The organism is Methylobacterium sp. Leaf118 (assembly GCF_920984675.1).
Taxonomy (GTDB): domain Bacteria; phylum Pseudomonadota; class Alphaproteobacteria; order Rhizobiales; family Beijerinckiaceae; genus Methylobacterium.
Map to the genome: position 1 here is coordinate 1 of NZ_CAKLBV010000022.1, position 23774 is coordinate 23774.

The window sequence follows — 23774 nt, forward strand, 5'->3', positions numbered from 1 at the left end:
GCGTGCCCCGCGCCCCCCGCGACCGCGCGGTCCCGGCCACCGACATGCAGGCCGGCCTGTGGCACTGGCAGCGGCGCCATCCCCGCAGCGGCGCCTGGACCATCTTCGGCGCGCTCCGCCTCGCCGGCCCCCTCGACACCGACGCGCTCCGGGCGAGCCTGAACTACGTCGTCGCCCGGCACGAGGCCCTGCGCACGACGTTTCGCGAGGGCGCGGACGGCCTCGAACTGGTGGTGCATCCGCCCGGGCCGGCGCCGCTCGAGCGGCTCGACCTCACGCAAGGCCCCCGCGGCGAGGCCGAGGCCGCCGCCGAAGCCTTCGCGCAGGAGCAGGCGACCCGCGCCTTCGACATGGCCGCCGACCGGCCGATCCGGGTCGGCCTCGCCCGGCTCGGCCGCCAGGATTACGCCCTGACGCTCGCGGTCCATCACGCCGCCGGGGACGGGCGCTCCATGGCGCTCCTCCTCGAGGAACTCGGCGCCGGCTACCGCGCCTTCGCGGCGGGCGCCACGCCGGACCTGCCGGAGCCGGTCCGCCAAGCGACGGACTACGCGGCCTGGCGCGCGGCGGAGAGCCGGACCGCCGCCGCCGATGCCCGCCTCGCCGAGGCCGTGGACCGGCTCTCGGGCCCGTGGCGGCCCGATCCGGTGCCGACCGACCGGCCCCGGGCACCGCATCTCGGCACGTTCGGGGCGCGGGTGCGCTTCGAGGTTCCGGCCCCGACCGTGGCGCGGCTGCAGGCCGATGCCCGGGCGCTCGACGCCACCCTGCCGATGGCCGCGATGGCCGCGCTCGGCGCCACCCTGCGCCGCCGCAGCGACCGGAACGGCATGAGCCTCGGCCTCCTCGTCTCCGACCGGGGCCCGGCGGAGCTGGAGGCGGTGATGGGCTGCCTCGTCGCCACCGATTTGACCGTGCTGGAGGTCGATCCGGGCATGCCCTTCGCCCGCCTCCTCGCGGCGGTGCGCGACGAGCGCCTCGCCGCCCAGGCCTCGGGGCCGATGCCCTATGCCCGCCTCCTCGGCGCGCTCGCGGAGCGCGGCCTCCTGGACCGCCCGGCGGCGCCGTTCCAGACGCTGTTCAGCTATCTCCGGGTCGGGTCCGAGAGCCCCGAGCTCTTTCCCGGGGTGCGGGCGAGCGATCTGCCCGTCGCCGACACCAACGAGTGCTTCGAGCTCGAATTCGACTTCAAGGAGCGTCCCGACGGCCGCCTCCTCGTCTCGATCGGCTACCTCACCGACCTGTTCGACGCCGCCACGGTGGAGGACCTGGCCCAGGATTTCGCGGCGGTGCTGGAGGCCGCCGCGCGGGATCCGCAGCGCCCGGTCGGCCGGCTCGGGGCGCGGCCGACGGCCCATGCCTCGACCCACGCGCCGCCGGTCGCGGCGGCCTGATCGGGCGCCCCCCTCACCAGACGTAAGCGCAGCACCGGGCGACGCGAAGGCGGCCCGGATCACGGAACGGAACGAGGCGCATGGCTCAGATGATTCAGCGGGAGAAGGACCTCGTCGGCGTCGGCTTCGGCCCCGCCAACCTCGCGCTGGCGGTGGCGCTGGCCGAGATGCCCGGCGCCCGGCGGCTCGACGCCCACTTCATCGAGCGCCAGGACGGGTTCCACTGGCACCGGGACATGCAGATCGAGGGCAGCACGGTCCAGATCTCGTTCCTGAAGGATCTGGCCACCCTGCGCGACCCGCGCAGCGCCTTCACCTTCGTGAACTATCTGCACGACAAGGGCCGGCTGGAGAGCTTCATCAACCTCAAGCAGGACGCGCCGACGCGGGAGGAATTCACCGACTATTTCCGCTGGGCCGCCGCCGCCTTCGCCCAGAGCGTGAGCTACGGCGAGACCGTGGAATCGGTCGAGCCCGTGGTGCGCAACGGCGCCGTCTCGCGCCTGCGGGTCCTCTCCCGCGATCCCCACGGCACCCGGATCGAGCGCCTGACCCGCGATCTCGTCGTCGCCATCGGCGGGCGGCCCCGCATCCCGGCCCTGTTCGAGGCCCTGCCGCGGGACCGGGTGATCCACACCTCCGATTACGTCTCCTGCTCCGGGCCGCTGATCGACCGCGGGCCGATGCGCGTGGCCGTGATCGGCGGCGGCCAGAGCGCCGCGGAGGTGTTCTATGACATCATCCAGCGCTTCCCCGAGGCGCAGGCGAGCCTGATCCTGCGCGACCACGCCCTGCGCCCGGCCGACGACAGCCCCTTCGTCAACGAGATCTTCGACGCCGATTTCGTCGACGCCGTGCACGGCATGGACGCGGCGAGCCGGCGCGCGCTCATCGCCTCCATGCGCAACACCAACTACGCGGTGGTCGATCACAGCCTGATCGAGCGCATCTATGCCGCGCTCTACCGTCAGCAGATCAGCGGCGAGGCACGCCACCGGGTGCTGTCGGGCTGCGCCATCGAGGCGGCGCGCGGCGGCAACGGCCTCACCCTGAGCCTGCGCGACGCGGTGACGGGGACGACCATCGACGAGGGCTTCGACGTGGCGATCCTGGCCACGGGCTACCACCATGACGGCCATCTGCGCCTGCTCGAAGGGCTCGGCGCGGATCTCGGCACCTGCGAGGTCGACCGGTTCTACCGGGTGAAGACGCCCGCCTCCTACACGGCGCGGATCTACCTCCAGGGCTGCAACGAGGACAGCCACGGCCTGTCCGACACCCTGCTCTCGATCCTGCCGCTGCGCGCCGCCGAGATCGTCGGCGACATCCTGTCCGGCACCGTCGCGAAGCATCCGCTGGCCTCGGCCGGTTGAAAATGCCGACAAGACGAACTTTCCGGGTAGACTGAGGCAATTACCGCACACTATCAATATAGAACAATTCTAACGTACTACACGCAGCAGGATTCATGCTTGAACAGACACATGCTCAAGCATACCAAAGTCGCATAAAATCAACTTGGGTTAGGGGTTTGGGGCAGTGCGCATTCTGGCACGACATCGCATCGCGCTTCTTCAAGCCGTTTCCGTCGGCGTGATCGGCTGGAGCGGCCTCGCCGCGGCACAGACAGCGACCCGGCTCGAGGAGATCGCGGTCGAGGGCCAAGGCCAGGGACAAGGCCGTGGCGCGCCGAGCGGGCCGAGCACTGCGTCCCGGGGCCGGGCCAACGTCGTCTCGGTCTCCGGCGACCCGGAGGCGGGCGGCAAGGGCCCGGTCGAGGGCTACGTCGCCCGCACCAGCACCGCGGGCACCAAGACCGCCGCGCCGATCATCGAGACGCCGCAATCGATCACCGTGATCGGCCGCGACCGCATCGACGTCCAGCAATCGACCAGCGCGAGCGAGGTGTTCCAGTACACGCCGGGCATCAACGCCGACACCTACGGCAACAATTCCCGCTCGGACAACTACATCACCATCCGCGGCCTGCCGGCGAACTTCTTCCAGGACAACCTGCGCCTGCCGCTCACCCGGCCCTATGGCGGCTACCGCGTCGATCCCTTCACCGTGGAGCGCATCGAGATCCTGCGCGGCCCCTCCTCGGTTCTCTACGGCCAGGGCGGCCCCGGCGGCACCATCAACTACGTCTCGAAGCGCCCGACGCCGGTGCCCTTCGCCGTGCTCGACATGCAGGCCGGCAATTTCGAGCAGCCGCGGGTCGGCCTCGATTTCGGCGGGGCGCTCAACGAGGACGGCAGCTTGAGCTACCGCATGGTCGGCGTCGGCCAGAACAGCCAACTCAACGGCGGCAACCCCTTCACCGGTCAGCGCATCGCGCTGGCGCCCTCCATTGCCTGGAAACCCGACGCGCAGACCTCGCTGATCGTGTTCGGCTCGTTCCTGCAGGACGACACCCACATCGACAGCGATTTCTACCCCGCACGCGGCACCGTGCTGCCGAACCCATTCGGGCGCATCTCGCGCAATCTCTGGACCGGCAACCGGAACTTCGACAAGCAGATCCGCACGCAATACGCCATCGGCTACGAGTTCGAGCACCGCTTCAGCGACAATCTCGCCTTCCGCCAGAACCTGCGCTACGCCAGCGTCGCGACCAGCATCAACACGGTCTATGGCGGCGGCGGCGTCGGGACCGACGAACGCACCCTCGGTCGCTTCGGCATCGGCGGACGGAACGCGGCGGCCGCGTTCACGGTCGACAACCAGCTCCAGTTCGATTTCGCGGTCGGCCCGACACGGCACACCGTGCTGGCCGGCGTCGATTATCTGAACCAGTTCAGCTTTGACCGGCAGGACTTCCTTGCCTCCGGATCGCTCGACCTCTTCACCGGCGCCCGCGACGATTCGTTGGGGCCGCCGTCTCCTATCAAGAGAGAGAAGCAGGGCATCGCGCAGGTCGGCCTGTACGTCCAGGATCAGATCAAGGTCCTCGACCGCCTCGTGGTCACGGCGGGCGCGCGCTACGACACCGCGACCAACGACTACAAGGACACGCTCGCAGCGGACAGAACCGGAGCGGTCGCCAAGGACAGCGCCCTGTCCCCGCGCATCGGCGCCGTCCTGCTGCTCGATTACGGCTTCGCGCCCTACGTCAGCTACTCGGAATCCTTCTCGGTCAATCCGGGCTCGGCATCGACGCTGTTCGGAGGCGGGTCGATCGGCGCAGGCGATGGGACGCCGTTCGCACCGAGCCTCGGCCGGCAGAGGGAAGCGGGGCTGCGCTATCAGCCGCCGGGCCTGCCGATCCTGCTCAGCGCCGCCGCCTTCGACATCACGCAGACCAACGTGGTGACCTCCTTCGGCTTCAACTCCTACGCCGAGGACCTGCGCTCGAAGGGATACGAGATGGAGGCCTTGGTCGATCTCGGGAACGGCTTCCGGATGATCGGCTCCTACACCCTGCAGGACGTGCGGATCACCGGCAGCCGGTCGTTCCCCACCGATATCGGCTCGAGGCCGGTGGCGGTCCCGGATCGCACGGGCGCGATCTGGGGCGACTATACGTTCCTGACCGGCGACCTGCGCGGCCTGCGGATCGGAGCCGGCCTGCGCTACAACGGTGCCTCCGTCGGTGGCGTGGACTCGACCCTGTTCCCCATCGAACTGCCGATCCGGACGAAGGAGTTCTTCCTCGTCGATCTCGGCCTGTCCTACGGCTACGAGAACTGGCGCTTCTCGCTGAACGTCCGCAATCTGGCCGACCGCAAGTACGTCACCGCCTGTTCGGACCAGACCTCCTGCTTCTACGGACAGGAGCGCAAGGTCATCCTCGGAGCGCGCTACACGTGGTGAGGGCGGTGGAGGCGAACGCCGTGCCCTTCACCCTCGTTCTCGCGGACGGGCGCCGGGCCTGGGCCGAGGTCGAGGAGGACCGGGCGCGGGTGGTCGTGGAGGGCGGCGGGGCGGTGAGCCTCGCCCGGCCGGAGCGGGGCGTCTTCACGGCCCTCGACGGGTTCGAGGCGGGGCTGCCGCCGGAGGCCTTGCTGCCGCTTCTGGCCCATGTCTTCGCCCGGCGCCCGAAGGTCGAGGCCGCGCAGATCACCCTGCCGGCCTCCGAGGACTGGGCGCGCGAGGCGATCCGGGCCGGCGTGGTCCAGTCGGTCGCGCCGGGGGAGGGGGGCCGGCAGTTCACCGCGACCCGCAGCGCCTTCTGGCAGCATCCGGACCTGTGGCTGAAGGGACGGCCGAGCGGGCAGACGCCGCTCGCCTATGTCATGACCGGCGAGAAGCGCCATCCCCAGCGCCCGCCGAAGCCCGTCGGCGAGGTCTATCGGCGCCACATGCCGCGCTTCAAGGCGGAGTTCTCCCTGCGCACAGTGGACATTGAGGCCGACCTCGAGACCTTCAACCGCTGGATGAACCTCGACAGCGTCGCCGAGTTCTGGAACGAGCGCGGCACCCTCGACCAGCACCGCAGCTACCTGACCACGATCGCGGCCGACCCGCACACGATCAGCTTCTTCGGCTGCTTTGACGACGCGCCCTTCGCCTATTTCGAGATGTACTGGGCCAAGGAGGATCGGGTCGCGCCGTTCTACGACGCCGACGATTACGACCGCGGCCTGCATCTGCTGGTGGGCGACCCGCGCCATCAGGGGCCGGGCAAGGTCGAGGCGTGGTTCCGCGCCCTGTCGCATTACATGTTCCTCGACGATCCCCGCACCCGGCGGCTGATCGGCGACCCGCGCATCGATCACGTGCGCTGGATCGAGTACATGCAGAAGCAGGGCTTCGTGCGGCTCAAGGCCTTCGACCTGCCGCACAAGCGCTCCGAACTAATCTTCATCGAGCGCGAGACTTTTTTCGGCCCGCCCCATTCGGGTCCGGCCTGAGCGCCGCCCGGGCCGACACGATCTCCCGTCCCGTCCGCTCACTCTGACGCGGCGGCGCCGCAGCCTGAGGCGAACCAGGCCGCTCCCCATCGAGGATGACGAGGCCTCTTCGTCGTTGAACCCCCGCGACAGCGGAGCGGCTCCCGTCCGCAAGGGGAGGGGAGACGCGTTCCTGTCCCAGGCCGCGCGATCCCTTACGTCCGCGGCGAAGGACGCTCCTGCGCCTCCCCTCCGCTTCCCGGCCGACCGCCTCGCGCCGCGGTCGGGAGGCAACCCCTGCGCCGCCCCCGCGTTCTCTTGCGGAACAGGCCCGCCGGTATTGCCAAATCATCCCGGGCGGGTTACGCAAGCTCGCCGGGCCCGACCCGGACGCGCCTCGCGCCGCCATCGTCACGGCCCCGCGTCGCAAGCCCCTTTGCCGATCCGCCCGGTCCTGCCGGGCCTCGAACCCCAGGAGTCCTCAGCATGGCGTTTCGCCTCTCCCACGCGGCCCTTCTCGCCCTCGCCCTCGGGGTCGCCCCGGCTTTGGCCGCCCCGCCCATGACCAAGGTCGACATCGCTGCCTTCGATCCGGACAAGGACGGCACCATCGATCTCAAGGAGGCCCAGACCGCGGCCTCCGCCGCCTTCGACAAGCTCGATCCGGATAAGGACGGCACCCTCGACGCCAAGGAGGTCAAGGGCCGCCTCTCCGAGGCCGACCTCAAGGCGTTCGATCCGGACAACGACGGCACCCTCGACAAGAAGGAGTGGCTCGCCGCCGTCGCCACCCAGTTCAAGGCCGCCGACCCGGACAACGACGGCACGATCGACGCCCGCGAGCTGTCGAGCCCGGCCGGCTCCGCGCTCGTCGCGCTGATGCGCTGATGCGCTGATCCGCTCCGTCGGAACGGACGACGACAGGACGAGAGGGGCGCGGACCGAAAAGTCCGCGCCCCTTCCCGTTGTCTCCGCACGCCGTTTCCCGGAGGGAGGAGAGGGCACCCGGCGTCGCAGGGGGGAACACCCGAGGGGGGATCGGGGCTTTCCCGGACCTGAACCGGCGGCGCCCGCAGGGTCCGCCGGTCCCGAATCCTCGGAGACACCACGCCCCATGCGCATCGCCCTCGGCCTGCCCGTCGCCCTCGCCGCCCTCCTGGCGGCGGGACCTGCCCTGTCGGTCACCTGCAAGGACGACATCGCCGCGGTGGAGCGCCGCCTCAACAGCGCCGGGGCCGAGACGGTCACCGGCAAGGAACCGCCGGGCGGGCCGACCGCCGCGCCCTCGGACAAGGCGCTGGACAAGCCGCCGGAGGGCAAGCCGTCCGATCCCGCGACGCAGCCGACCAAGGCCGGCGTCGAGCAGGCGCGCACGCTGCTCGCCAAGGCCAAGGAGCAGGACAAGGCCGGCCAGGAGACCACCTGCCAGGACACGATGACGAAGGTGAAGGAGGCGGCCGGCGCGCTGCCCTGAGCCGACCGGCACACGCCTCAACGCAAAGGGCCCGCGGCGCTGATCGCCGCGGGCCCTTTGCCGATCCCTCGCCCGTCTCATACCAAATCCGGTTGATCCCTTCGGGATGGCGGATTTGGGCTTTGCTCAAACGCCGCGCGGGCTTGCCTGATCCGGGCCCCGCTTTGATCAAGCGGAACTCGTATCAGTAAGCGTTGGTGGCCTTGAACAGGGCCAGCGGCGTGACCGCCAGGATCCGCAGATCGAACAGGATCGACCAGTTCTCGATGTAGTGTAGGTCGTGTTCGACCCGGCGCTGGATCTTCTCGCTGGTGTCGGTCTCGCCGCGCCAGCCGTTGATCTGGGCCCAGCCGGTGATGCCGGGCTTGACCTTGTGGCGGGCGAAATAGCCGTCCACGACCTGATCGTAGAGGGTGTTGGCGGCCTTGGCCTGGAGCGCGTGCGGGCGCGGGCCGACGAGGGAGAGATCGCCCTTGATGACGTTGAGAAGCTGGGGCAGCTCGTCCAGCGAGGTCTTGCGGATGAAGCGGCCGACCGGCGTCACGCGGGAATCGGTGCGGGTGACCTGCTTCACGGCGTTCGCGTCGCACTGGTCGGCATACATCGAGCGGAACTTGTAGACCTCGATCAGCTCGTTGTTGAAGCCGTAGCGCTTCTGCCGGAACAGGACCGGTCCGGGCGAGGTGAGCTTCACCGCCAGCGCCACGCCGAGCATCACCGGGGCGAGCGCCAGGAGCAGGCCGAGGCCGACGCAGCGGTCGAACACGCTCTTCATGATCACGTCCCAATCGGCGAGCGGCTTGTCGAACACGTCGAGCAGGGGCACCTCGCCGAGATAGGAATAGGCGCGCGGGCGCAGGCGCAGCTTGGTCGCGTGGGCCGAGAGGCGGATGTCGACCGGCAGCACCGAGAGCTTGGCGAGCATCTGCAGAATGCGCGTCTCCGCCGAGATCGGCAGGGTGAACACCACGAGGTCGAGCCGCGTGCGGCGGGCATAGGCGACGAGGTCGCTGACGTTGCCGAGCTTCGGGTAGCCTGCCACGGTGTCGCTGGCGCGCGCGTCGCCGCGGTCGTCGAACACCCCGAGGATGCGGATGCCGCTGTCGGCGCCGCCCGCATGGAGCGCCCGGATCAGGTCCTCGGCGGCCGGCCCGCCGCCCACGATCGCCGTCCGCCGGTCGAACCGGCCCTGCGCCATCTGCGCCTTGACGAAGGCGGTCAGCAGGGTCCGCCCGGCCAGGATCGCGCCGAGCCCGGCCGCGAAATAGCTCATCAGCCAGATCCGCGAGTAATGGTCGGCGACCTTGGTGAGCACCATGGCGGCGGCGACCATCAGGAAGGCCAGGCACCAGCCGGTCAGGAGCTTGAGTGCGGTCCGGGGGAGGTCGCGGAAAGCGCCGATCCGGTAGCTGCCGGAGGCGTGGAACAGGCCCACCGCCGCCAGGGCGACCGCCAGGATCGCCACCGGGTAGCGCGGCACCAGCGGCACCTTGCCCTCCAGCAGCGCGAAATGCAGGCCGTAGCCGAGGAGCACGAGGCCGCCGAACTCGGCGAGCCGGACCGAACCCGTCAGGACCACGGGCGACAGCCACGGACTCGGCGGCAGGCTTGGCGGCAGATTCGGCAGCCCGTTCGAAGCCGCGTCGGGCGGGGCGTCCGCGCCTGGCGCTCCGGTGAGCCCGAGGGGCGGGGGCACGGGCGTCGGGGCACCGGCCTCCCCGGCCACCTTGAGCAGATCACGGACGTCGATCGCACTCATGACGGTGTTCCAACTGAGGCGGGGCGGGCCGCGACGCCCGCTCCCATGCGAAGCTGAACCGAACTGTCGGTGGTCGGCCTGAGGGAAGGCTTAAGGGGCCGGCCGGCCGAGCCTGGGGAAAGGCGGGACAACCCGAGGTTCCCGCGTCAGGCGACGGACGCCGCCGCCGGAGCGGCGAGGGACCGGCGATCGCGGAGGGCAGCAGCGTATCCGCAGAGCACGTCGGCCCCCATGCGCGTCAGGGAGAACCGGGCCCGCACGGACTCGCTGAGGGCCCGGGCCTGGTCGTTGCGCGCCTCCGGGGCCTCGTCGAGGATGCGGGCGATGGCGGCGGCCAGCGCGCCGGCGTCGCGGGACGGGACGAGGCGGTCGGCGAAGGCACCGAAGATTTCCGGGATGCCGCCGACATTCGTCGCGACGAGCGGCTGGCAGGCGGCGGCGGCCTCCAGCACGACGTAGGGCAGCGACTCGGCAAGCGAGGGCACCACCATGACCCGGCCGCGCCCGAGGACCGGCCGGATCGGCTGGGGCGGCTCGAAGGTGATGGAGTCGCGCACGCCGAGTTCGGTGGCCAGCGCCGTCAGGCTGTCCGTGTCCGGCCCCGACCCGACCATCAGCAGGCTCAGGATGCGGCCCTGCGCGCGCAACTGCGACAGGGCCCGCAGGAGGACCGGCAGGCCCTTGGCCTCCCGCAACTCGCCCACATAGACGAGGTCGAAGGCGCTCGGAACGGTGCCGACGGGCTCGAACTCGGCCTCGGCGAGGCCGTTATGGACGATCCGGGCGAGGCGCTGGCGCCCGCCCACATAGGTGCGGTGGCGGGCGGCGACGTACTCGCTCTCGAACAGGAACACGTCGGTCGAGGCCGCGAGGAGGCGCTCGACGCCCATGTAGAGCCGGTGCAGCGGCGTGCCGGGCCGGTAATTGTAGCTGCCGCCATGGGGCGTGTAGGCCCGGATCGGGCTCTCGCCCGGCAGCGGGCACAGGCGGGCGAAGACACCGCCCTTGGCGCCGTGCCCGTGCAGGACCGTCGCGCCGGTCTCCCGCACCCGGGCGCGCACCGCGCGCAGGGCCAGCAGGTCGGCGGGATGCGGGTTGCGGTGCATGGGCAGGCGCACCACGCCGAGGGCCAGGCTCGGCCGCAGCCCCTCGAAGGCCCGCTCGGCCCGCTCGCCGCCGGTCGAGGCGTCGCAGACGATGCCGACCTCGTGCCCCGCCGCTGCCTGGATGCGGGCCAGATCGACGACGTGCCGGAACAGGCCGCCGACGGGGGCCCGGAACACGTGCAGGATGCGGAGGCGCTCCGCCGGGCGGCCGGGGGCGGTCCGGTCGAGGACGGAGCCGGAGGAGGGCGCGAGGCCGGCGGCGAGGGAAGCGACCACGGTGGCGGGTCTCCGCGGGAAGGGGCCCTGGGACGGGCACCGGATCGGCGGAGAGTGGCGGCGCAGGGTCAGCGCCGGGTTAAGGCGGCCGGCACAATGCGCGCCTCGACCCGGGCACGGCCCCGCCGCGGTCGCTTTTCCTGCATCGAGGTTAGGCTTCGGTGAACGGGCCGGCGCGGGCGCTCGGCCCGATGAGGGGACGTGGGCTCCGGGACAGCGCCGATGCGGCGCCCCACCTCGGTTCGGATCGGCTTCGGGACGAGGTCCTAGAAGAACCGCTCCTTGATGACGATCGTGTCGCCCGGGCGCACCGGATAATGCATCGGCACGATGCCGTTGATGAGCCCGCCCGTTCCCTCGCGGGTGAGCACGGCGTAGTCGCGCGCCGCCCGCGGCCCGAAGCCCGCCGCGATCGCCACCGCCGATTCCACCGTCATGCCGTTGACGTAGGGATACTGGCCGGAGGTCGTGACCTCGCCGAGGATGTAGAAGGGCCGGTAGGCGTCGACCTCCACCGTCACGTGCGGCTCGCGGACGTAGCCGGAGGCGAGTTTCGCCTCGATGGTGCGCGCGGCCTGGCCCGTGGTCTGTCCGCCGACGGTGACGACCCCGATCAGCGGCATCGCGATCCGCCCGGCCCCGTCGACCGCGTAAATGTTGGACAGGTTGTCCTGCCCGAACACGATCACCCGCAACTTGTCGCCCGCCGCGAGGGTGTAGCGGCTGCTGATCGACCCCGTTCCCGTGGCGTCGAGATCCGCCGTCCGGAAGTCCGGACGCAGGCAGCCGCCGAGGGCGAGCACGGCCGGAAGGGCTAGGAGAAGAGCGCGCCGATGCATCGTCATCGCCGTTGTGATGAAACCTGCCCCTGTCTATGCCCCCATGGTTAATGAACCCTGACGTCTCGCAGGAGGACGGCGCGTCGGCCCGACATCTTAACCACCGGGCAACCTTAATAGGTTCTATTGTGGCGAGACGGGTCGATTGCATCGGCCCCGGCCCTGCCCCCGTGCGAAGACTGCTCATGCCCCGCCTCAGGCCGCCCACCGACTCCGCCGCCCCGGTCCCGGGTCGCCGCGCTTCCGGCGAGACCGCAGCGGACGGGCTGGCGGTGTCGCAGATGTTCGGCGTGCTCGGCCGGTCCTGGGCCTGGATCGCCGTGCCGACGCTCGCCGCGGCGCTCGGGGCGATCACCTTCGTGCAGGTCGTGCCCCCGCGCTACACCGCTGAGGCGAAGGTGCTGCTGGAGAGCCGCGACCCGGCCTTCGCCCGCACCGCCGGCGAGCGCGATCCCGCTCAGCCCATCGACGAGCAGGCGGTGGCGAGCCAGGTGCAGGTGGCGATGTCGCGCGACCTCGCCCGGCAGGCGATCCGCAGCCTGAAGCTCGTCGGCAATCCCGAATTCGATCCCCAGGCGGCGGGCGTCTCCTCGCTCCAGAGCGCCCTGATGATGCTCGGCCTCGCCCCCTCGCCGCTGGAGCGCTCCCCCGAAGACCGGGTGCTCGACGCCTATCTCGACCGCCTGCTGGTCTACCCGGCGGGCAAGTCGCGCATCCTGACGATCGAGTTCAAGTCGCGCGATCCCGAACTCGCCGCCCGCGGCGCCAACACCGTGGCCGATCTCTACCTCGCCTCGCTCGCGGCGGCCTCGGTCGACACCGCGCGCTACGCCTCGACCTGGCTCGGCAACAACATCGACGCCCTGCGCGCCCGGGTGGCGGAGGCGGAGGCGAAGGTGGAGGCGTTCCGGGCCAAGAACGGCCTGATCGGCGCCGGCAGCAGCGCGGCGAACCAGCCGCTCTCGTCGCAGCAGCTCTCCGAACTGTCGAGCCAGCTCACCCAGGCCCGCACCGTCAAGGCGGACCTGGCCGCCCGCGCCAAGCTCCTCAAGGACATGATCAAGGACGGGCGCGCGTTCGAGATCCCGGATGTCGCCAACAACGAGCTGATCCGGCGCACCGTCGAGAGCCGCATGACGCTGCGGGCGCAGCTGGCGCTGGAATCCCGCACGCTCCTGCCGGCGCATCCGCGCATCAAGGAGCTGACCGCCCAGGTCCAGGACCTCGAGGGCCAGATCAAGGCCGCCGCCGAGCGGATCGTCCGCACCCTGGAGAACGACGCCCGGATCGCCGGCGCCCGGGTCGAGAGCCTGCAGGCGGCCGTCGACGGCCAGCAGGACGTGGTCGCCAAGGGCAACACCAGCGAGGTGCAGCTGCGCGCCCTCGAGCGCGAGGCGAAATCCCAGCGCGAGCAGCTCGAATCCTACCTCGCCCGCTACCGCGAGGCCGCCGCCCGCGATGCCGAGAGCGCGAGCCCGGCCGATGCCCGCGTGGTCTCCCGCGCGGTGACGCCGGAGATGCCCTCCTTCCCGAAGAAGGGGCCGATCGTCGCCTTCGCCACGCTGATCGCCTTCCTGCTCGCCTCGGCCGGGGTGATCGGGCGTCACCTCCTCAAGACCCCCGCCACGCCCGAGGGCGCCCGGTACGAGGAGGCGGACGAGGTCCACGCCCTCCCGCCGCACGACCCGTTTCCCGAGCCCGAGCCCCCGGCGCCCCGCCGGAAGGCGCCGGAACCCTTCGGCACGGCGGGCACCGCCGAGCGCTTCACCCCGGCGCTGGCCTTCGACAACGCGCTCCACGCCACCGCCACCGTCCACCACCCCTATTTCGCCGCGCCGGCCGTGCGCAGCCCGGCGCCGGCCGGCCTTCCCGCCGTCCCATCCGACCTCGACCGGCTGATCGAGCGGCTCGGCCCCGGAGCCGCGGGGGCCGGAACCTGCGTGCTCGTGGTCGAGACCGGGTCCGGGACCGGCACCGTCGGCCTCTCGCGGGATCTCGCCCGGGTGCTGAGCGGCCGGGCGCGGGCGCTCCTCGTCGATCTCAGCGGCGTGTCCAACGGCCATGCGCAGCCGGGGCTCACCGACCTCGTGGCCGGCGAAGCGGACTTCCTCGACGTGATCCAGCCGGTGCGCGGCTCGCGGCTCCACACCGTGCGGCGGGGCTTCAACGGCCTCGACGTGCTCATGGACGAGCCGCAGGCCCTCGCCATCGGCCTCAACGCCATGGCGCAGAGCTACGACTGGGTGGTGTGCCGCCTCGAGGCCACGGGGACGGAGGTGGTCAACGACCTCGTCGCCGCGGTCGGCCCCTGCGCCGATGCCATCGTGATCGCCTCGAACCAGCCCGCCGACGACCCGGCCCTGGTCACGCTCTACCGCCTCGCCCGGGAGACCGGCGCCCCGCAGGTGCTGGTCGCTCAGGATCGGGCGCCGGACCGGCTGGAGGACACCCCGCTGCGGCTCTCCGCCTGAGGACCTCCGCTCCCCGGCGCCCGCGCGGGCTCACGACCGGCGCAGGCGCCGCAGCCGGCGCGCCGCGTCCATGAGGCGGGGCGAGCGCTTGACCCGGTGCTTGAGCCGGACGGCCGCCCCCGCGGCCAGCGCGACGAGGTGGCCCGTCGGGCTCACCGGCAGCACCGCCTCGACGAGTTCGATCGTCTCGTCGCAGGTCTTGGCCTTGTAGCTCGCCTCACCGACCCCGAGATCCAGCGCCCGGCGGCCCCGGGCGGATTGGTCGCCGATCAGCCGGTGCAGCAGGATCTCGCCGGGGCTGAAACGGCCGAGTTCGGGATCGGTGTCGAACGAGGTCCACATCCCGCAGAAGCGCTGGGCATCGACCGCCCCGCCGAAGGTCGCCAGGATGCGCCCGGCCACGGTCGCCAGGGCGTGAACCTCGATCGCCGGAGCACGCCCGTCGGGCCCCGGGGCGGTCGCGGCGGCGACGAAGCGGCGCAGGCTGGGCTCGGCATAGGGGTCGGCGATGCCGAGGGTGGCGAAGCGCGCGGCCTTCTGGGCGTAGAAGGCGGCCTGGATCTCCGCCGCGCCCGCCGCATCCCGCGCGATCCGGTGCTCCACGGGGCCGAGCGCCTCGACGAGCTTGCGCTCCTTGGCCCGGACCTTCTTGCGGGCCTCGCCGCTGAAGACCCGCCGCAGGGTCGCCTCGGGGTCGGGGCCGAGCATCAGGCCGTAGGCGTCGCTGGGGGCGGGCAGGCCGCGCCGGCTCAGGGGGTTCGGCACGCCGTCCCAGAAGCACGGCTGGTTGACGAACCGATACGCGTCGATGCCGAGCCGGCGGCCCGCGCCCACCAGGGCCTCGGTGAGATCGTCCGGCGCCATCGCCGCCGCCTCGCGGGAGGCGAAGAGCGGCATGTGGAAATTGGCGTGCCGCCCCCCGATGCATCCGGCGATCCGGACGGGGCCGTGCCGCTCGATCGCGAGCGGGAGCAGCAGCCGCGGGCGGGCGGCGGCGTCCCGCAGCACCAGGACCGTCGCGGCGGACGCCTCCCCGATCCCGGCGCCCACGAAGGCCGCGACCCAGTCGAAGCGCTGATAGGGCGTCATGAGCACGCCCGGATCGGTCTCGAGCCCCCGCCACAGCGCCTCGACGGCGGCGAGATCGGAGACGATCTCGGCGGTGAGCCCGCCCCGCGGCGAGGCGGCGTCGCGCGCGGGCCGACCCAGATCTTCGGCGAGTGCCGTCATGGCGATCCCTCCCGGCAAGGCGCGGCCGGCCCGTCGAGGGCCGCCGCTTGGCGGTCGGGCACCGTTGCGGCCGGATCCTCAAGCGGCGGTTGACGGGCCGCACCTCCCTGCCGGGATGGGTAACGAAAGCTTTTCACGCGCCGCGTAAGGGTGTCCGGCGGGGCGAACCCGCCCTCGGGAACCGCCACGCCGATGCCGACGCCGCGCCACCGCCTGTTCCGCGCCGGCTTCACGGCGCTCTCCGCCCTCGGGGCCGACCGCTGGCTCGCGCCCCTCGCCCGGGGACGGGGTCTCATCCTGACCTTCCACCACGTTCGGCCGGAGCCGCCGGGCCCCTTCGCCCCGAACGCGCTCCTGACGATCACCCCCGACTTCCTCGACCGGACCCTGACCCAGCTCGCCGCCCGCGGCTTCGAGCTGATCGGCCTCGACGCCGTGCCGCAGCGCCTCGCCGAGCCGCGCCCCGGCCGCCCGTTCGCGGTGCTGACCTTCGACGACGGATACCGCGACAATCTCGACCACGCCCGGCCCGTCCTGGCGCGGCACGGGGCACCCTGGACGCTGTTCGTCACGAGCGCCTTCGCGGACGGGGAGGGGCGTCTGTGGTGGGTGGAGCTGGAGCGGGCGGTGGCCCGGCTCGACCGGATCCACCTCGGCCCCGGCCTCGACTGGTCGGCCCGGACCGCGGCCGAGAAGGGCGCGGCCTTCGAGGGCGCCTACCGCGCCCTGCGCGCCGGCCCGGAAGACCGGCTCCTCGCCGCCATCGCCGGGCTCTGCCGCGAGGCCGGCCTCGCGCCCGGAACGGTCGCCCGGGACTGGTGCCTGGACTGGGACGCGTTGCGCGCCCTCGCCCGCGATCCCGCGGTGACCTTCGGCGCCCACACCCTCACCCATCCGATGCTCGCCAAGCACGGGGCCGATTTCGCCCGGCGGGAGATGGCCGAGAGCCGCGCCCGGATCGCGGCCGAGACCGGCCGGGAGGTGCGCCACCTGTCCTACCCGGTCGGCGACCCGACCTCGGCGGGCCCGCGCGAGTTCGCGATCGCCCGGGAGCTCGGCTTCGCCACCGCCGTGACGACCCGGCCCGGCCACCTCTTCGCCGCCCATGCGGGGCATCTGCACGCGCTGCCGCGGGTCTCAATCAACGGCGTGCACCAGAGGCAGGCCGCGCTGGCGGGCCTCCTCTCCGGCGTGCCGTTCCTGGCGTGGAACCGCGGGCGACGGCTCAACGTGGCGTGAGGCTCAGCGGCGGCGGCGATGGCGGCGGCGCGGCGTGTCCGAGGCGGTCTCCGAGACCGAGTCCTCCGCCGCGCCGACCGTGAAGGCCGCGCTCATCCGGCCGCCCCCGCGGCGGGCATAGCGTCCGCGGCGCCCGCGCCGGCCGCTCTCCTGCAGGTCGGGCTCCTCGACCGAGGGGATGCCCGGGATCGTCGCCGTCGCGGCGACTGGGGTGGAGGCGACCGAGGTCGCGGCGGCCGCGGAAGCCCCGCCGTCGCCGCCGCCGACATTGCGGGCGGGCGGGCCGAACATGGCCAGGCACTGGTTGTAGGCGAGATCGTTCTTGAGCCGCTCGCATTCCGCCATGGAACGGGGCGCGCCCTGCGCCAGGACGGGCCCGGCGAGCAGGATACCGGCGAGGAGGAGGGGCAGGCGGAGCGGGCGGCGCATGATGGGCGGACGACCTTCGCGGCGAAGCTTGAGCGGAGCGTCCGGCCTTCTCGCCGTCGAGTGCGGCAAAAAAAGGTGCGCCGGGCCGCCGTCCCGGGGCATTCAGGGCCCCTCGGCCGATGCCCGCGGCGCCGCCGCGGCGGCATCCTCTGGGGAGCGCCCCGGCCGGACCGGGCGCCGATGGACGGAACACGCCGATGACCCAGACCTTCTTCCTGCCCGGCGCGGGGGCGAGCGCCCATTTCTGGCGGCCCGTCGCCGACCGGACCCGCCTCGACGGCGTGTTCTTCGCCTGGCCCGGCCTCGGCGACGAGCCGGCCCATCAAGCCGTCTCCGGGCTCGACGATCTCGTCGCCATGGTCACGGATCGCATGGGCGCGCCGGTCGACCTCGTCGCGCAGTCGATGGGCGGCCTCGTGGCGATCAAGGCAGCGTTGAAGGCCCCCGACCGGATCCGGCGTCTGGTCCTGGTCGCCACCTCCGGCGGCGTTCCCGCGGCCGATCTCGGCGGGACGGATTGGCGCGCCGACTACGCCGCCGCCTTTCCGCGGGCGGCGCGGTGGATTCTCGAGGCGGGCGAGGACCTGTCCGAGCCGATCCGATCGATCCGGGCCCCGACGCTGCTGATCTGGGGCGATCGCGATCCGATCAGCCCGGTCTCCGTCGGAGAGCGGCTGCGGGCGCTCCTCCCGAATGCCACGCTCCACGTGGTCCGCGGGGGCGATCACGATCTGGCGCGGGACCGGGCGGCCGAGGTGGCGGGCCTCATCGAGGGGCATCTGACGGACGCCCCCTAAGGCGGGGCCGCCGTCCGGATGTCGGCTCGCGCCCCGCGGATTACCGGTCGGGCCGCTCCATCCACCGGATCAGCGGCATCAGCGGGAAGATCCAGGCGATGCCGAGGATGCAATAGGCGACCGTCTGCAGGGCCGGGTGGGCCTGCGAGATGCGGCTGTCGGCGAGCGCCATGGCGAGCGGCGCGTAGACGATCACGAAGACCAGGATGCCGAAGGTGCCGAGGAGGGTGCGCGTGCGGCGGCGCATGGGGCTGGACCGTTCTCTCGTAATCGCGGGACCGGCGAAGCCGTCCGATCCCCCGCAGGGTCGTAAAGGCCCGGCCGCCGGGCCGCAACGGGACGCCCCTGCGTCATACGTCGCGTTGCGCCCGGCCGTCCGCGTCCCGTAAGAGCCCCTCACGAGCGTCCCGGAACCCGGGAGTTTCGCGCGAAAGCGCTGCGCACGAGGCGCCGAAGGCCGTCCGACGGCAGGCGAGACCATCATGAGACTGTCCACAGCGCATCCGAGCGACCGCGACGCCGCCGCGCCGGCGCGCCCCGGACAGGGGGCGGTGCGGGGCTGGCTCTCCCTGCTGGCCCTCCTCGTGGTCGGCATGGTCGCCCTCGGCGGGGCGACGCGGATGACCGGCTCCGGCCTGTCGATCACCGAGTGGCGGCCCGTGACCGGGGTGATCCCGCCGCTCAGCGCCGCCGACTGGGCCGTCGAGTTCGCCAAGTACCGCGACACGCCCCAGTACCGCATCCTCAACCAGGGCCTCGGCCTCGACAGCTTCAAGACGCTCTACTGGTGGGAATGGGCCCATCGCCTGCTCGGCCGCATCGTCGGCGTGGTCTTCTTCGTGCCGTTCCTGTGGTTCTGGTGGCGCGGCGCCCTCTCGCGGCGCCTGCTGGCCGGCCTCCTCGGCCTCGGCCTGCTCGGCGGGCTGCAGGGCGCGATCGGCTGGATCATGGTGGCCTCCGGCCTTCAGCCCGGCATGACCGCGGTGGCGCCCCTCAAGCTGGCGCTCCACCTCACCACCGCGAGCCTGATCCTGGCGGGCCTCGTCTGGCTCGCCGCCGGCACCCGGCCCCGGGGGCTCGCTCCCGCGCCCGCCCCGGTGCGGGCTGTCGCCCTCCTGCTGCCGGCCCTCGTCCTCGTGCAGATCTGGCTCGGCGGCCTGGTGGCCGGCTCGAAGGCCGGCCTCGTCCACAACACCTGGCCCGACATGGACGGCATGGTCGTGCCGCCCGCCCGGCTGATGTTCACGCAAGCCCCCTGGATCGAGAACTTCGTCGACAACCTGACGTTGGTCCAGTTCAACCATCGCCTGTTCGCCTATCTGGTGGTGCTGGCCGCGCTCGCCCACGCAATCCAGGCCGTGCTCGGCCCGTCCCGGAGCGCGGCCGGCCGGGCGACCGGGGTGGCGGCGCTCGCGGTCGCCCAGATGGCGCTCGGGATCGTCACCCTCCTCCTGGCCGTGCCGATCTGGGCCGGGCTCGCCCACCAGATCCTCGCCATGGCCGTGCTGGTGATGGCGACCGTCCACGCCCGCCTCAGCCTGGGCGTCGGCGCGGCCCCGGTCCTGTCGGAGCCGACCGTGCCGATCGGCCTCGAAACCCTGGCGGGCGGGCGCGCCTGACGCGGCGGCCTGCACGATCCTGCCTCCGCTCTGGCCCGGATTCTGCTCACCCTGCACGACGGTTCATGAAACCGTAGCGATTCGAGCCGATCGTGGATCGGGCGGACGGCGACGCAGCATGGCCGGCCGCTCACCTTGCAACGCACAAGTGAAGGACAGTCGTCGGACCGGTGGATTCCTGTGGAACAAGTGCGGGTGCGTAGTTCGTTGATGGAACGACTCGTGGCCCTCAAGACTTGATTATCGCGCAAGCAGGGGAGCAGAGGATGTTTCTCGCCGAGGATGGACGACCGGTCACCCTGACCTGGAACTATACGCCCAGCGAAATGCGGGCGGACGGTGTGGTTCACATCGCAGGGGTCATTCTCGGTCTTCTCGGCGCCATCTGCCTCGTCGCGACCGCGGCGCTGACCCATCTCGGCTGGCTGGAGCGGGCTTCTCTGCTGATCTACGCCACCGCGATGGTGGCGATGCTCGGGGCCTCGGCCGCCTACAACATGTGGCCGGTCTCACCCCGCAAGTGGATCCTGCGCCGGTTCGACCATGCCTTCATCTACCTGATGATCGCCGGCACCTACACGCCGGTGGTGGCGCTCGTCGGCTCCGGCCCCGTCGCCTGGAGCCTGCTCGCCCTGATCTGGACGGTGGCGCTCGCCGGCATCGCCATCAAGATCTGCATGCCGGGCCGCTGGGACCGGGTCTCGATCGTGCTCTACCTGATGCTGGGCTGGAGCGGCGTGCTCGCCTACGAATCGGTGATCTCGGGCCTCAGCCCCTCCGCCCTGTGGCTGCTCGCCATCGGCGGCCTGCTCTACTCGGTCGGCGTCGTGTTCCACGTCTGGCGCAACCTGCCGTTCCAGAATGCGATCTGGCACGCCTTCGTCCTCGCCGCCACGGCGTGCCATTACGGGACGATCATCACGAGCGTCCTGGCCGCCGGCTCGTAGCGCCCGAGGCGTCTCCGGTCCGCGTCGTGGTCCTGGGCAGGGGGTCACCACGCCGGAGGGCAGGGGCCTCAGCCGGTCCATCTTGGGCCGTCCCGGCAAAGCGAGCCCCGCGAAAACCGTCCGTTTCCTTCGGGATCGCGTCGGCGCGCGGATCGCCGGCGCGACAGGCGCCGGTCAGGCGATCTCGGGGGCACAGCCCTCGCCGAGGGTGTCGGAGGCCCGCTCCACCGCGCTGATCGCGTCGAGCAGGTGCTGGACGCTGCGCTCCACTTCGAGCGGCGGGCGGTCCATGGCAGCGGCGCGCTCCACCAGCCCTTCGAGCTGATCGAGAACCGCGAGAAGATCACTCGCAACCGCCGCGACATCACAGGCGGCGCGGGGCGCGGGCTTGGGCCGGCGGAAGGGGACGATCGTGCTCATCGGGAATCTGTGTCGCGGAAGGCGGCCCGCATGGCCACCCCGTCGGCGCCCGCCATCCACACTTGCGGGGTCGATGGGGGCCGCGCGACGACCAAGACCGCCGGATTGGTGAGTTTTGCGTGGGGCCGACCGCTCGCATCTGCCACGAATGCGCAGGCTTTTGGGCGGCAGGCCGGCGCGCAAACAAAAGCGATCACTCCGATTTGACCCTCACGCATGACGGATTGACAAGAATGGCGCTTGGGAAGAGGCTGGAATCGTTCCGAGGGGGGCCCCGTCAAGGGGGCTGAGAGTGGGCGCATGCCCTGACCCTTGAACCTGATCCGGCTCGTACCGGCGGAGGGACGGGAACCAGCGGCCACTCGCTCCCACGAGCAACGGCCGACCGCACCATCGTCGGGACCACGGGTCGCCTCCCATGTCAGGAGCGACAGCGATGAACGCACCCGTCCGTCCCAAAGATCTACCCAGCGGCAACCCTGCCAGCGTCACCACCGGCCCGGTCCAAGGATCGCGCAAGGTCTATGCCGAGGCGCCCGGCCGGCCCGATATCCGCGTGCCGTACCGGGAGATCGCCCTCTCCGACCCGAAGGAGGCGCCGGTGCGGGTCTACGACCCGTCTGGGCCCTACACGGACACCGAGGCGGCGATCGACCTCGAGAAGGGCCTGCCCGCCCCCCGCGAGCCGTGGATCATCCAGCGCGGCTACGCCGCCGTGCAGCCCCGCGCGGTGAAGCCCGAGGATAACGGCTTCGCCTCGGCCGACAAGCTCGTCGCCCCGTGCCCGGCCGAGCGCACGATCCGGAAGGCGGCGCCGGGCCAGATGGTGACGCAGTACGAGTTCGCCCGCGCCGGGATCATCACCGAAGAGATGATCTACGTGGCCCACCGCGAGAACGCCTGCCGCGCGCAGATGCTGGAGCGGGCCGAGGCCGCCCTCGCCGACGGCCAGAGCTTCGGCGCCTCGGTGCCGCCCTTCATCACCCCCGACTTCGTGCGCGAGGAGGTGGCGCGGGGCCGGGCGATCATCCCGGCCAACATCAACCACGTCGAGCTCGAGCCGATGGCGATCGGCCGGAACTTCCTCGTGAAGATCAACGCCAATATCGGCAACTCGGCCGTGACCTCTTCGGCCGCGGAAGAGGTCGAGAAGCTGGTCTGGTCGATCCGCTGGGGCGCGGACACCGTCATGGATCTCTCGACGGGCCGCAACATCCACAACATCCGCTCGTGGATCGTGCGCAACTCGCCCGTCCCGATCGGCACGGTGCCGATCTACCAGGCGCTGGAGAAGGTCGGCGGCGATCCGCTCAAGCTCGACTGGGAGGTCTTCAAGGACACCCTGATCGAGCAGGCCGAGCAGGGCATCGACTACTTCACGATCCATGCCGGCGTGCGGCTCGCCCATGTCCCGCTGACCGCGCGGCGCACCACCGGCATCGTCTCGCGCGGCGGCTCGATCATGGCGCGCTGGTGCCTCGCCGGGCACCGCGAATCGTTCCTCTACGAGCGCTTCGACGAGATCTGCGACATCTGCCGCGCCTACGACGTGTCGTTCTCGCTCGGCGACGGCCTGCGCCCCGGCTCCATCGCGGATGCCAACGACGCGGCGCAGTTCGCCGAGCTGGAGACCCTGGGCGAGCTCACCAAGATCGCCTGGGACAAGGGCTGCCAGGTGATGATCGAGGGCCCCGGCCACGTGCCGATGCACAAGATCAAAGTGAACATGGAGAAGCAGCTGCGGGAATGCGGCGAGGCGCCGTTCTACACCCTCGGCCCGCTGACCACGGACATCGCCCCCGGCTACGACCACATCACCAGTGGAATCGGCGCGGCGATGATCGGCTGGTTCGGCACGGCGATGCTCTGCTACGTCACGCCCAAGGAGCATCTCGGCCTGCCGAACCGCGACGACGTGAAGACCGGCGTGATCACCTACAAGATCGCGGCGCATGCCGCCGATCTCGCCAAGGGCCACCCCGCCGCGCAACTCAGGGACGATGCCCTCAGCCGCGCCCGGTTCGATTTCCGCTGGGACGACCAGTTCAACCTCTCGCTGGATCCCGACACGGCCCGCAGCTACCACGACGAGACCCTGCCGAAGGACGCCCACAAGGTCGCCCATTTCTGCTCGATGTGCGGGCCGAAATTCTGCTCGATGAAGATCACGCAGGACCTGCGCGCCGACGTGCTCGCCATGGAAGAGGCCGGCGTGGTGCTCGGGCAGGCCAAGCCCCTCTCGGAGGAGGAGCGGAACGCCGGCATGGCGGCCAAGTCCCAGGAATTTTTGGCGGAGGGCGGCAAGCTCTACGTCGACGCCGCCGAGTAAGGGCAACGGGCGGCCATTCCTCCGGGAGGGCCGCCCCGTCGAGACACTCCGGCCCCGGGGCGATCGCGACAATTGTCGGGATCGTCTTCACCCCCCGCAGACTCCGAAATCCGGCCCCGGGGGAGAAACCGGTTCCTTTAAGAATCCGGTAGCGACCTGCACGATCTCCTTCAGGCTCACGCTTGCGCTCGAACCCGAAGGAGATCGGCCATGGACGCGATCCGGCCCCTGACGTCGACGCCGCCCGTCACCCCGGCGCCGACGGTCGCACCCGTACGCTTCGTCGCCCCGGCAGACGGGGCGGGCGCGGAATCCCGCCTGCTGGAGCCGGCCGTCTCCCTCGACCTGAGACCCGAGGCCGGCGAGGCGAAACCGGACGAGCCGGAGCGGCGCGCCTATGTCCGCGATGCCCAGAGCCAGTCGCTGGTCTTCCGGGTGACCGATCCCAGGACCGGCGACGTGGTGATGCAGATCCCCGACGAGGTGGTGCTCAAGGCCCGCATCTACGCGAAGGAGACGACCTCCGTCTTCACCGGGGAGCGTGTCGCCCGCACCGTGTGACCGGCGCGGTTCGTTCTCGCTGCGGCACGAAACTCTTTCCCCTGCGCGCACC

20 protein-coding genes and 1 riboswitch are annotated in these 23774 nt (G+C 71.6%); of the genes, 13 read left to right on the forward strand and 7 right to left on the reverse strand.

The features are described from left to right. The 6 genes from LW587_RS11535 to LW587_RS11560 form a co-directional block, all read left to right on the forward strand. On the forward strand, positions 1-1394 hold a 1394-nt coding region (locus LW587_RS11535; protein WP_232629742.1), incomplete at its 5' end, for a condensation domain-containing protein. Between the two features lie 80 nt (positions 1395-1474). Next, the gene (locus LW587_RS11540; RefSeq protein ID WP_232629743.1) at positions 1475-2767 is read left to right on the forward strand and encodes a lysine N(6)-hydroxylase/L-ornithine N(5)-oxygenase family protein; all 1293 of its coding nucleotides are present in this window, start codon (positions 1475-1477) and stop codon (positions 2765-2767) included. Between the two features lie 220 nt (positions 2768-2987). Then, positions 2988-5207: a TonB-dependent siderophore receptor gene (locus LW587_RS11545; RefSeq protein WP_232629744.1), complete on the forward strand. Its 2220-nt coding sequence runs from the start codon at positions 2988-2990 to the stop codon at positions 5205-5207. Further along, on the forward strand, positions 5201-6247 hold the full coding sequence (locus tag LW587_RS11550) for a GNAT family N-acetyltransferase (RefSeq protein ID WP_232629745.1): 1047 nt from the start codon (positions 5201-5203) through the stop codon (positions 6245-6247). The genes LW587_RS11545 and LW587_RS11550 overlap by 7 nt, the downstream gene beginning before the upstream one ends. 465 nt (positions 6248-6712) lie before the next feature. Next, complete coding sequence (locus tag LW587_RS11555; protein WP_232629746.1) at positions 6713-7114, forward strand: EF-hand domain-containing protein; 402 nt, start codon at positions 6713-6715, stop codon at positions 7112-7114. A 226-nt stretch (positions 7115-7340) separates the two neighbouring features. Then, positions 7341-7700: a hypothetical protein gene (locus LW587_RS11560; RefSeq protein ID WP_232629747.1), complete on the forward strand. Its 360-nt coding sequence runs from the start codon at positions 7341-7343 to the stop codon at positions 7698-7700. A gap of 184 nt (positions 7701-7884) precedes the next feature. Here the strand turns inward: LW587_RS11560 and LW587_RS11565 are convergent, their stop codons facing one another. From LW587_RS11565 to LW587_RS11575, 3 genes are all read right to left on the reverse strand, one after another. After that, positions 7885-9459 carry an undecaprenyl-phosphate glucose phosphotransferase gene (locus tag LW587_RS11565; protein WP_232629748.1) on the reverse strand — a complete coding sequence of 525 codons (1575 nt, stop codon included), beginning with the start codon at positions 9457-9459 and terminating at the stop codon, positions 7885-7887. Positions 9460-9605: 146 nt separating this feature from the next. After that, positions 9606-10841 (reverse strand): glycosyltransferase family 4 protein, encoded by a 1236-nt coding sequence (locus LW587_RS11570; protein WP_442919132.1) that lies wholly within the window; start codon positions 10839-10841, stop codon positions 9606-9608. A 266-nt stretch (positions 10842-11107) separates the two neighbouring features. After that, positions 11108-11686, reverse strand: a complete 579-nt coding sequence (locus tag LW587_RS11575) for a polysaccharide biosynthesis/export family protein (protein WP_232629749.1) — start codon at positions 11684-11686, stop codon at positions 11108-11110. 179 nt (positions 11687-11865) lie between these two features. Here LW587_RS11575 and LW587_RS11580 point away from each other — a divergent pair, with 179 nt between their 5' ends. Next, a complete protein-coding gene (locus tag LW587_RS11580) occupies positions 11866-14151 on the forward strand; it encodes a GumC family protein (RefSeq protein ID WP_232629750.1) in 2286 nt (761 codons plus the stop codon). Between the two features lie 30 nt (positions 14152-14181). Here LW587_RS11580 and LW587_RS11585 read toward each other — a convergent pair whose 3' ends face one another. Further along, positions 14182-15381, reverse strand: coding sequence for a GNAT family N-acetyltransferase (locus tag LW587_RS11585; protein ID WP_232629751.1), 1200 nt, complete (start codon positions 15379-15381; stop codon positions 14182-14184). 192 nt (positions 15382-15573) lie between these two features. Here LW587_RS11585 and LW587_RS11590 point away from each other — a divergent pair, with 192 nt between their 5' ends. Further along, positions 15574-16620, forward strand: coding sequence for a polysaccharide deacetylase family protein (locus tag LW587_RS11590; protein WP_232629752.1), 1047 nt, complete (start codon positions 15574-15576; stop codon positions 16618-16620). Between the two features lie 3 nt (positions 16621-16623). On the opposite strand, the gene LW587_RS11595 is transcribed toward LW587_RS11590, so the two are convergent. Further along, positions 16624-17049, reverse strand: a complete 426-nt coding sequence (locus LW587_RS11595) for a hypothetical protein (RefSeq protein WP_232629753.1) — start codon at positions 17047-17049, stop codon at positions 16624-16626. A 197-nt stretch (positions 17050-17246) separates the two neighbouring features. Between LW587_RS11595 and LW587_RS11600 the strand changes: the two genes are divergently transcribed. Next, the gene (locus LW587_RS11600; RefSeq protein ID WP_232629754.1) at positions 17247-17846 is read left to right on the forward strand and encodes an alpha/beta fold hydrolase; all 600 of its coding nucleotides are present in this window, start codon (positions 17247-17249) and stop codon (positions 17844-17846) included. 40 nt (positions 17847-17886) lie between these two features. Here the strand turns inward: LW587_RS11600 and LW587_RS11605 are convergent, their stop codons facing one another. After that, complete coding sequence (locus tag LW587_RS11605) at positions 17887-18093, reverse strand: DUF2842 domain-containing protein (protein WP_232629755.1); 207 nt, start codon at positions 18091-18093, stop codon at positions 17887-17889. 235 nt (positions 18094-18328) lie between these two features. On the opposite strand from LW587_RS11605, the gene LW587_RS11610 reads away from it, so the two are divergent. Both LW587_RS11610 and trhA read left to right on the forward strand, forming a co-directional pair. Then, the gene (locus LW587_RS11610) at positions 18329-19465 is read left to right on the forward strand and encodes a COX15/CtaA family protein (RefSeq protein ID WP_232629756.1); all 1137 of its coding nucleotides are present in this window, start codon (positions 18329-18331) and stop codon (positions 19463-19465) included. A 266-nt stretch (positions 19466-19731) separates the two neighbouring features. Then, positions 19732-20412, forward strand: coding sequence for a PAQR family membrane homeostasis protein TrhA (trhA, locus tag LW587_RS11615; RefSeq protein WP_232629757.1), 681 nt, complete (start codon positions 19732-19734; stop codon positions 20410-20412). 174 nt (positions 20413-20586) lie between these two features. Here the strand turns inward: trhA and LW587_RS11620 are convergent, their stop codons facing one another. Beyond that, positions 20587-20832, reverse strand: coding sequence for a hypothetical protein (locus LW587_RS11620; protein ID WP_232629758.1), 246 nt, complete (start codon positions 20830-20832; stop codon positions 20587-20589). 255 nt (positions 20833-21087) lie between these two features. Then, positions 21088-21194: riboswitch (TPP riboswitch) on the forward strand. 74 nt (positions 21195-21268) lie between these two features. Between LW587_RS11620 and thiC the strand changes: the two genes are divergently transcribed. Together thiC and LW587_RS11630 are read left to right on the forward strand one after the other, a co-directional pair. Then, positions 21269-23161, forward strand: a complete 1893-nt coding sequence (thiC, locus tag LW587_RS11625) for a phosphomethylpyrimidine synthase ThiC (RefSeq protein ID WP_232629759.1) — start codon at positions 21269-21271, stop codon at positions 23159-23161. 210 nt (positions 23162-23371) lie between these two features. Further along, a complete protein-coding gene (locus tag LW587_RS11630) occupies positions 23372-23722 on the forward strand; it encodes a hypothetical protein (RefSeq protein ID WP_232629760.1) in 351 nt (116 codons plus the stop codon). Positions 23723-23774: the final 52 nt, after the last annotated feature.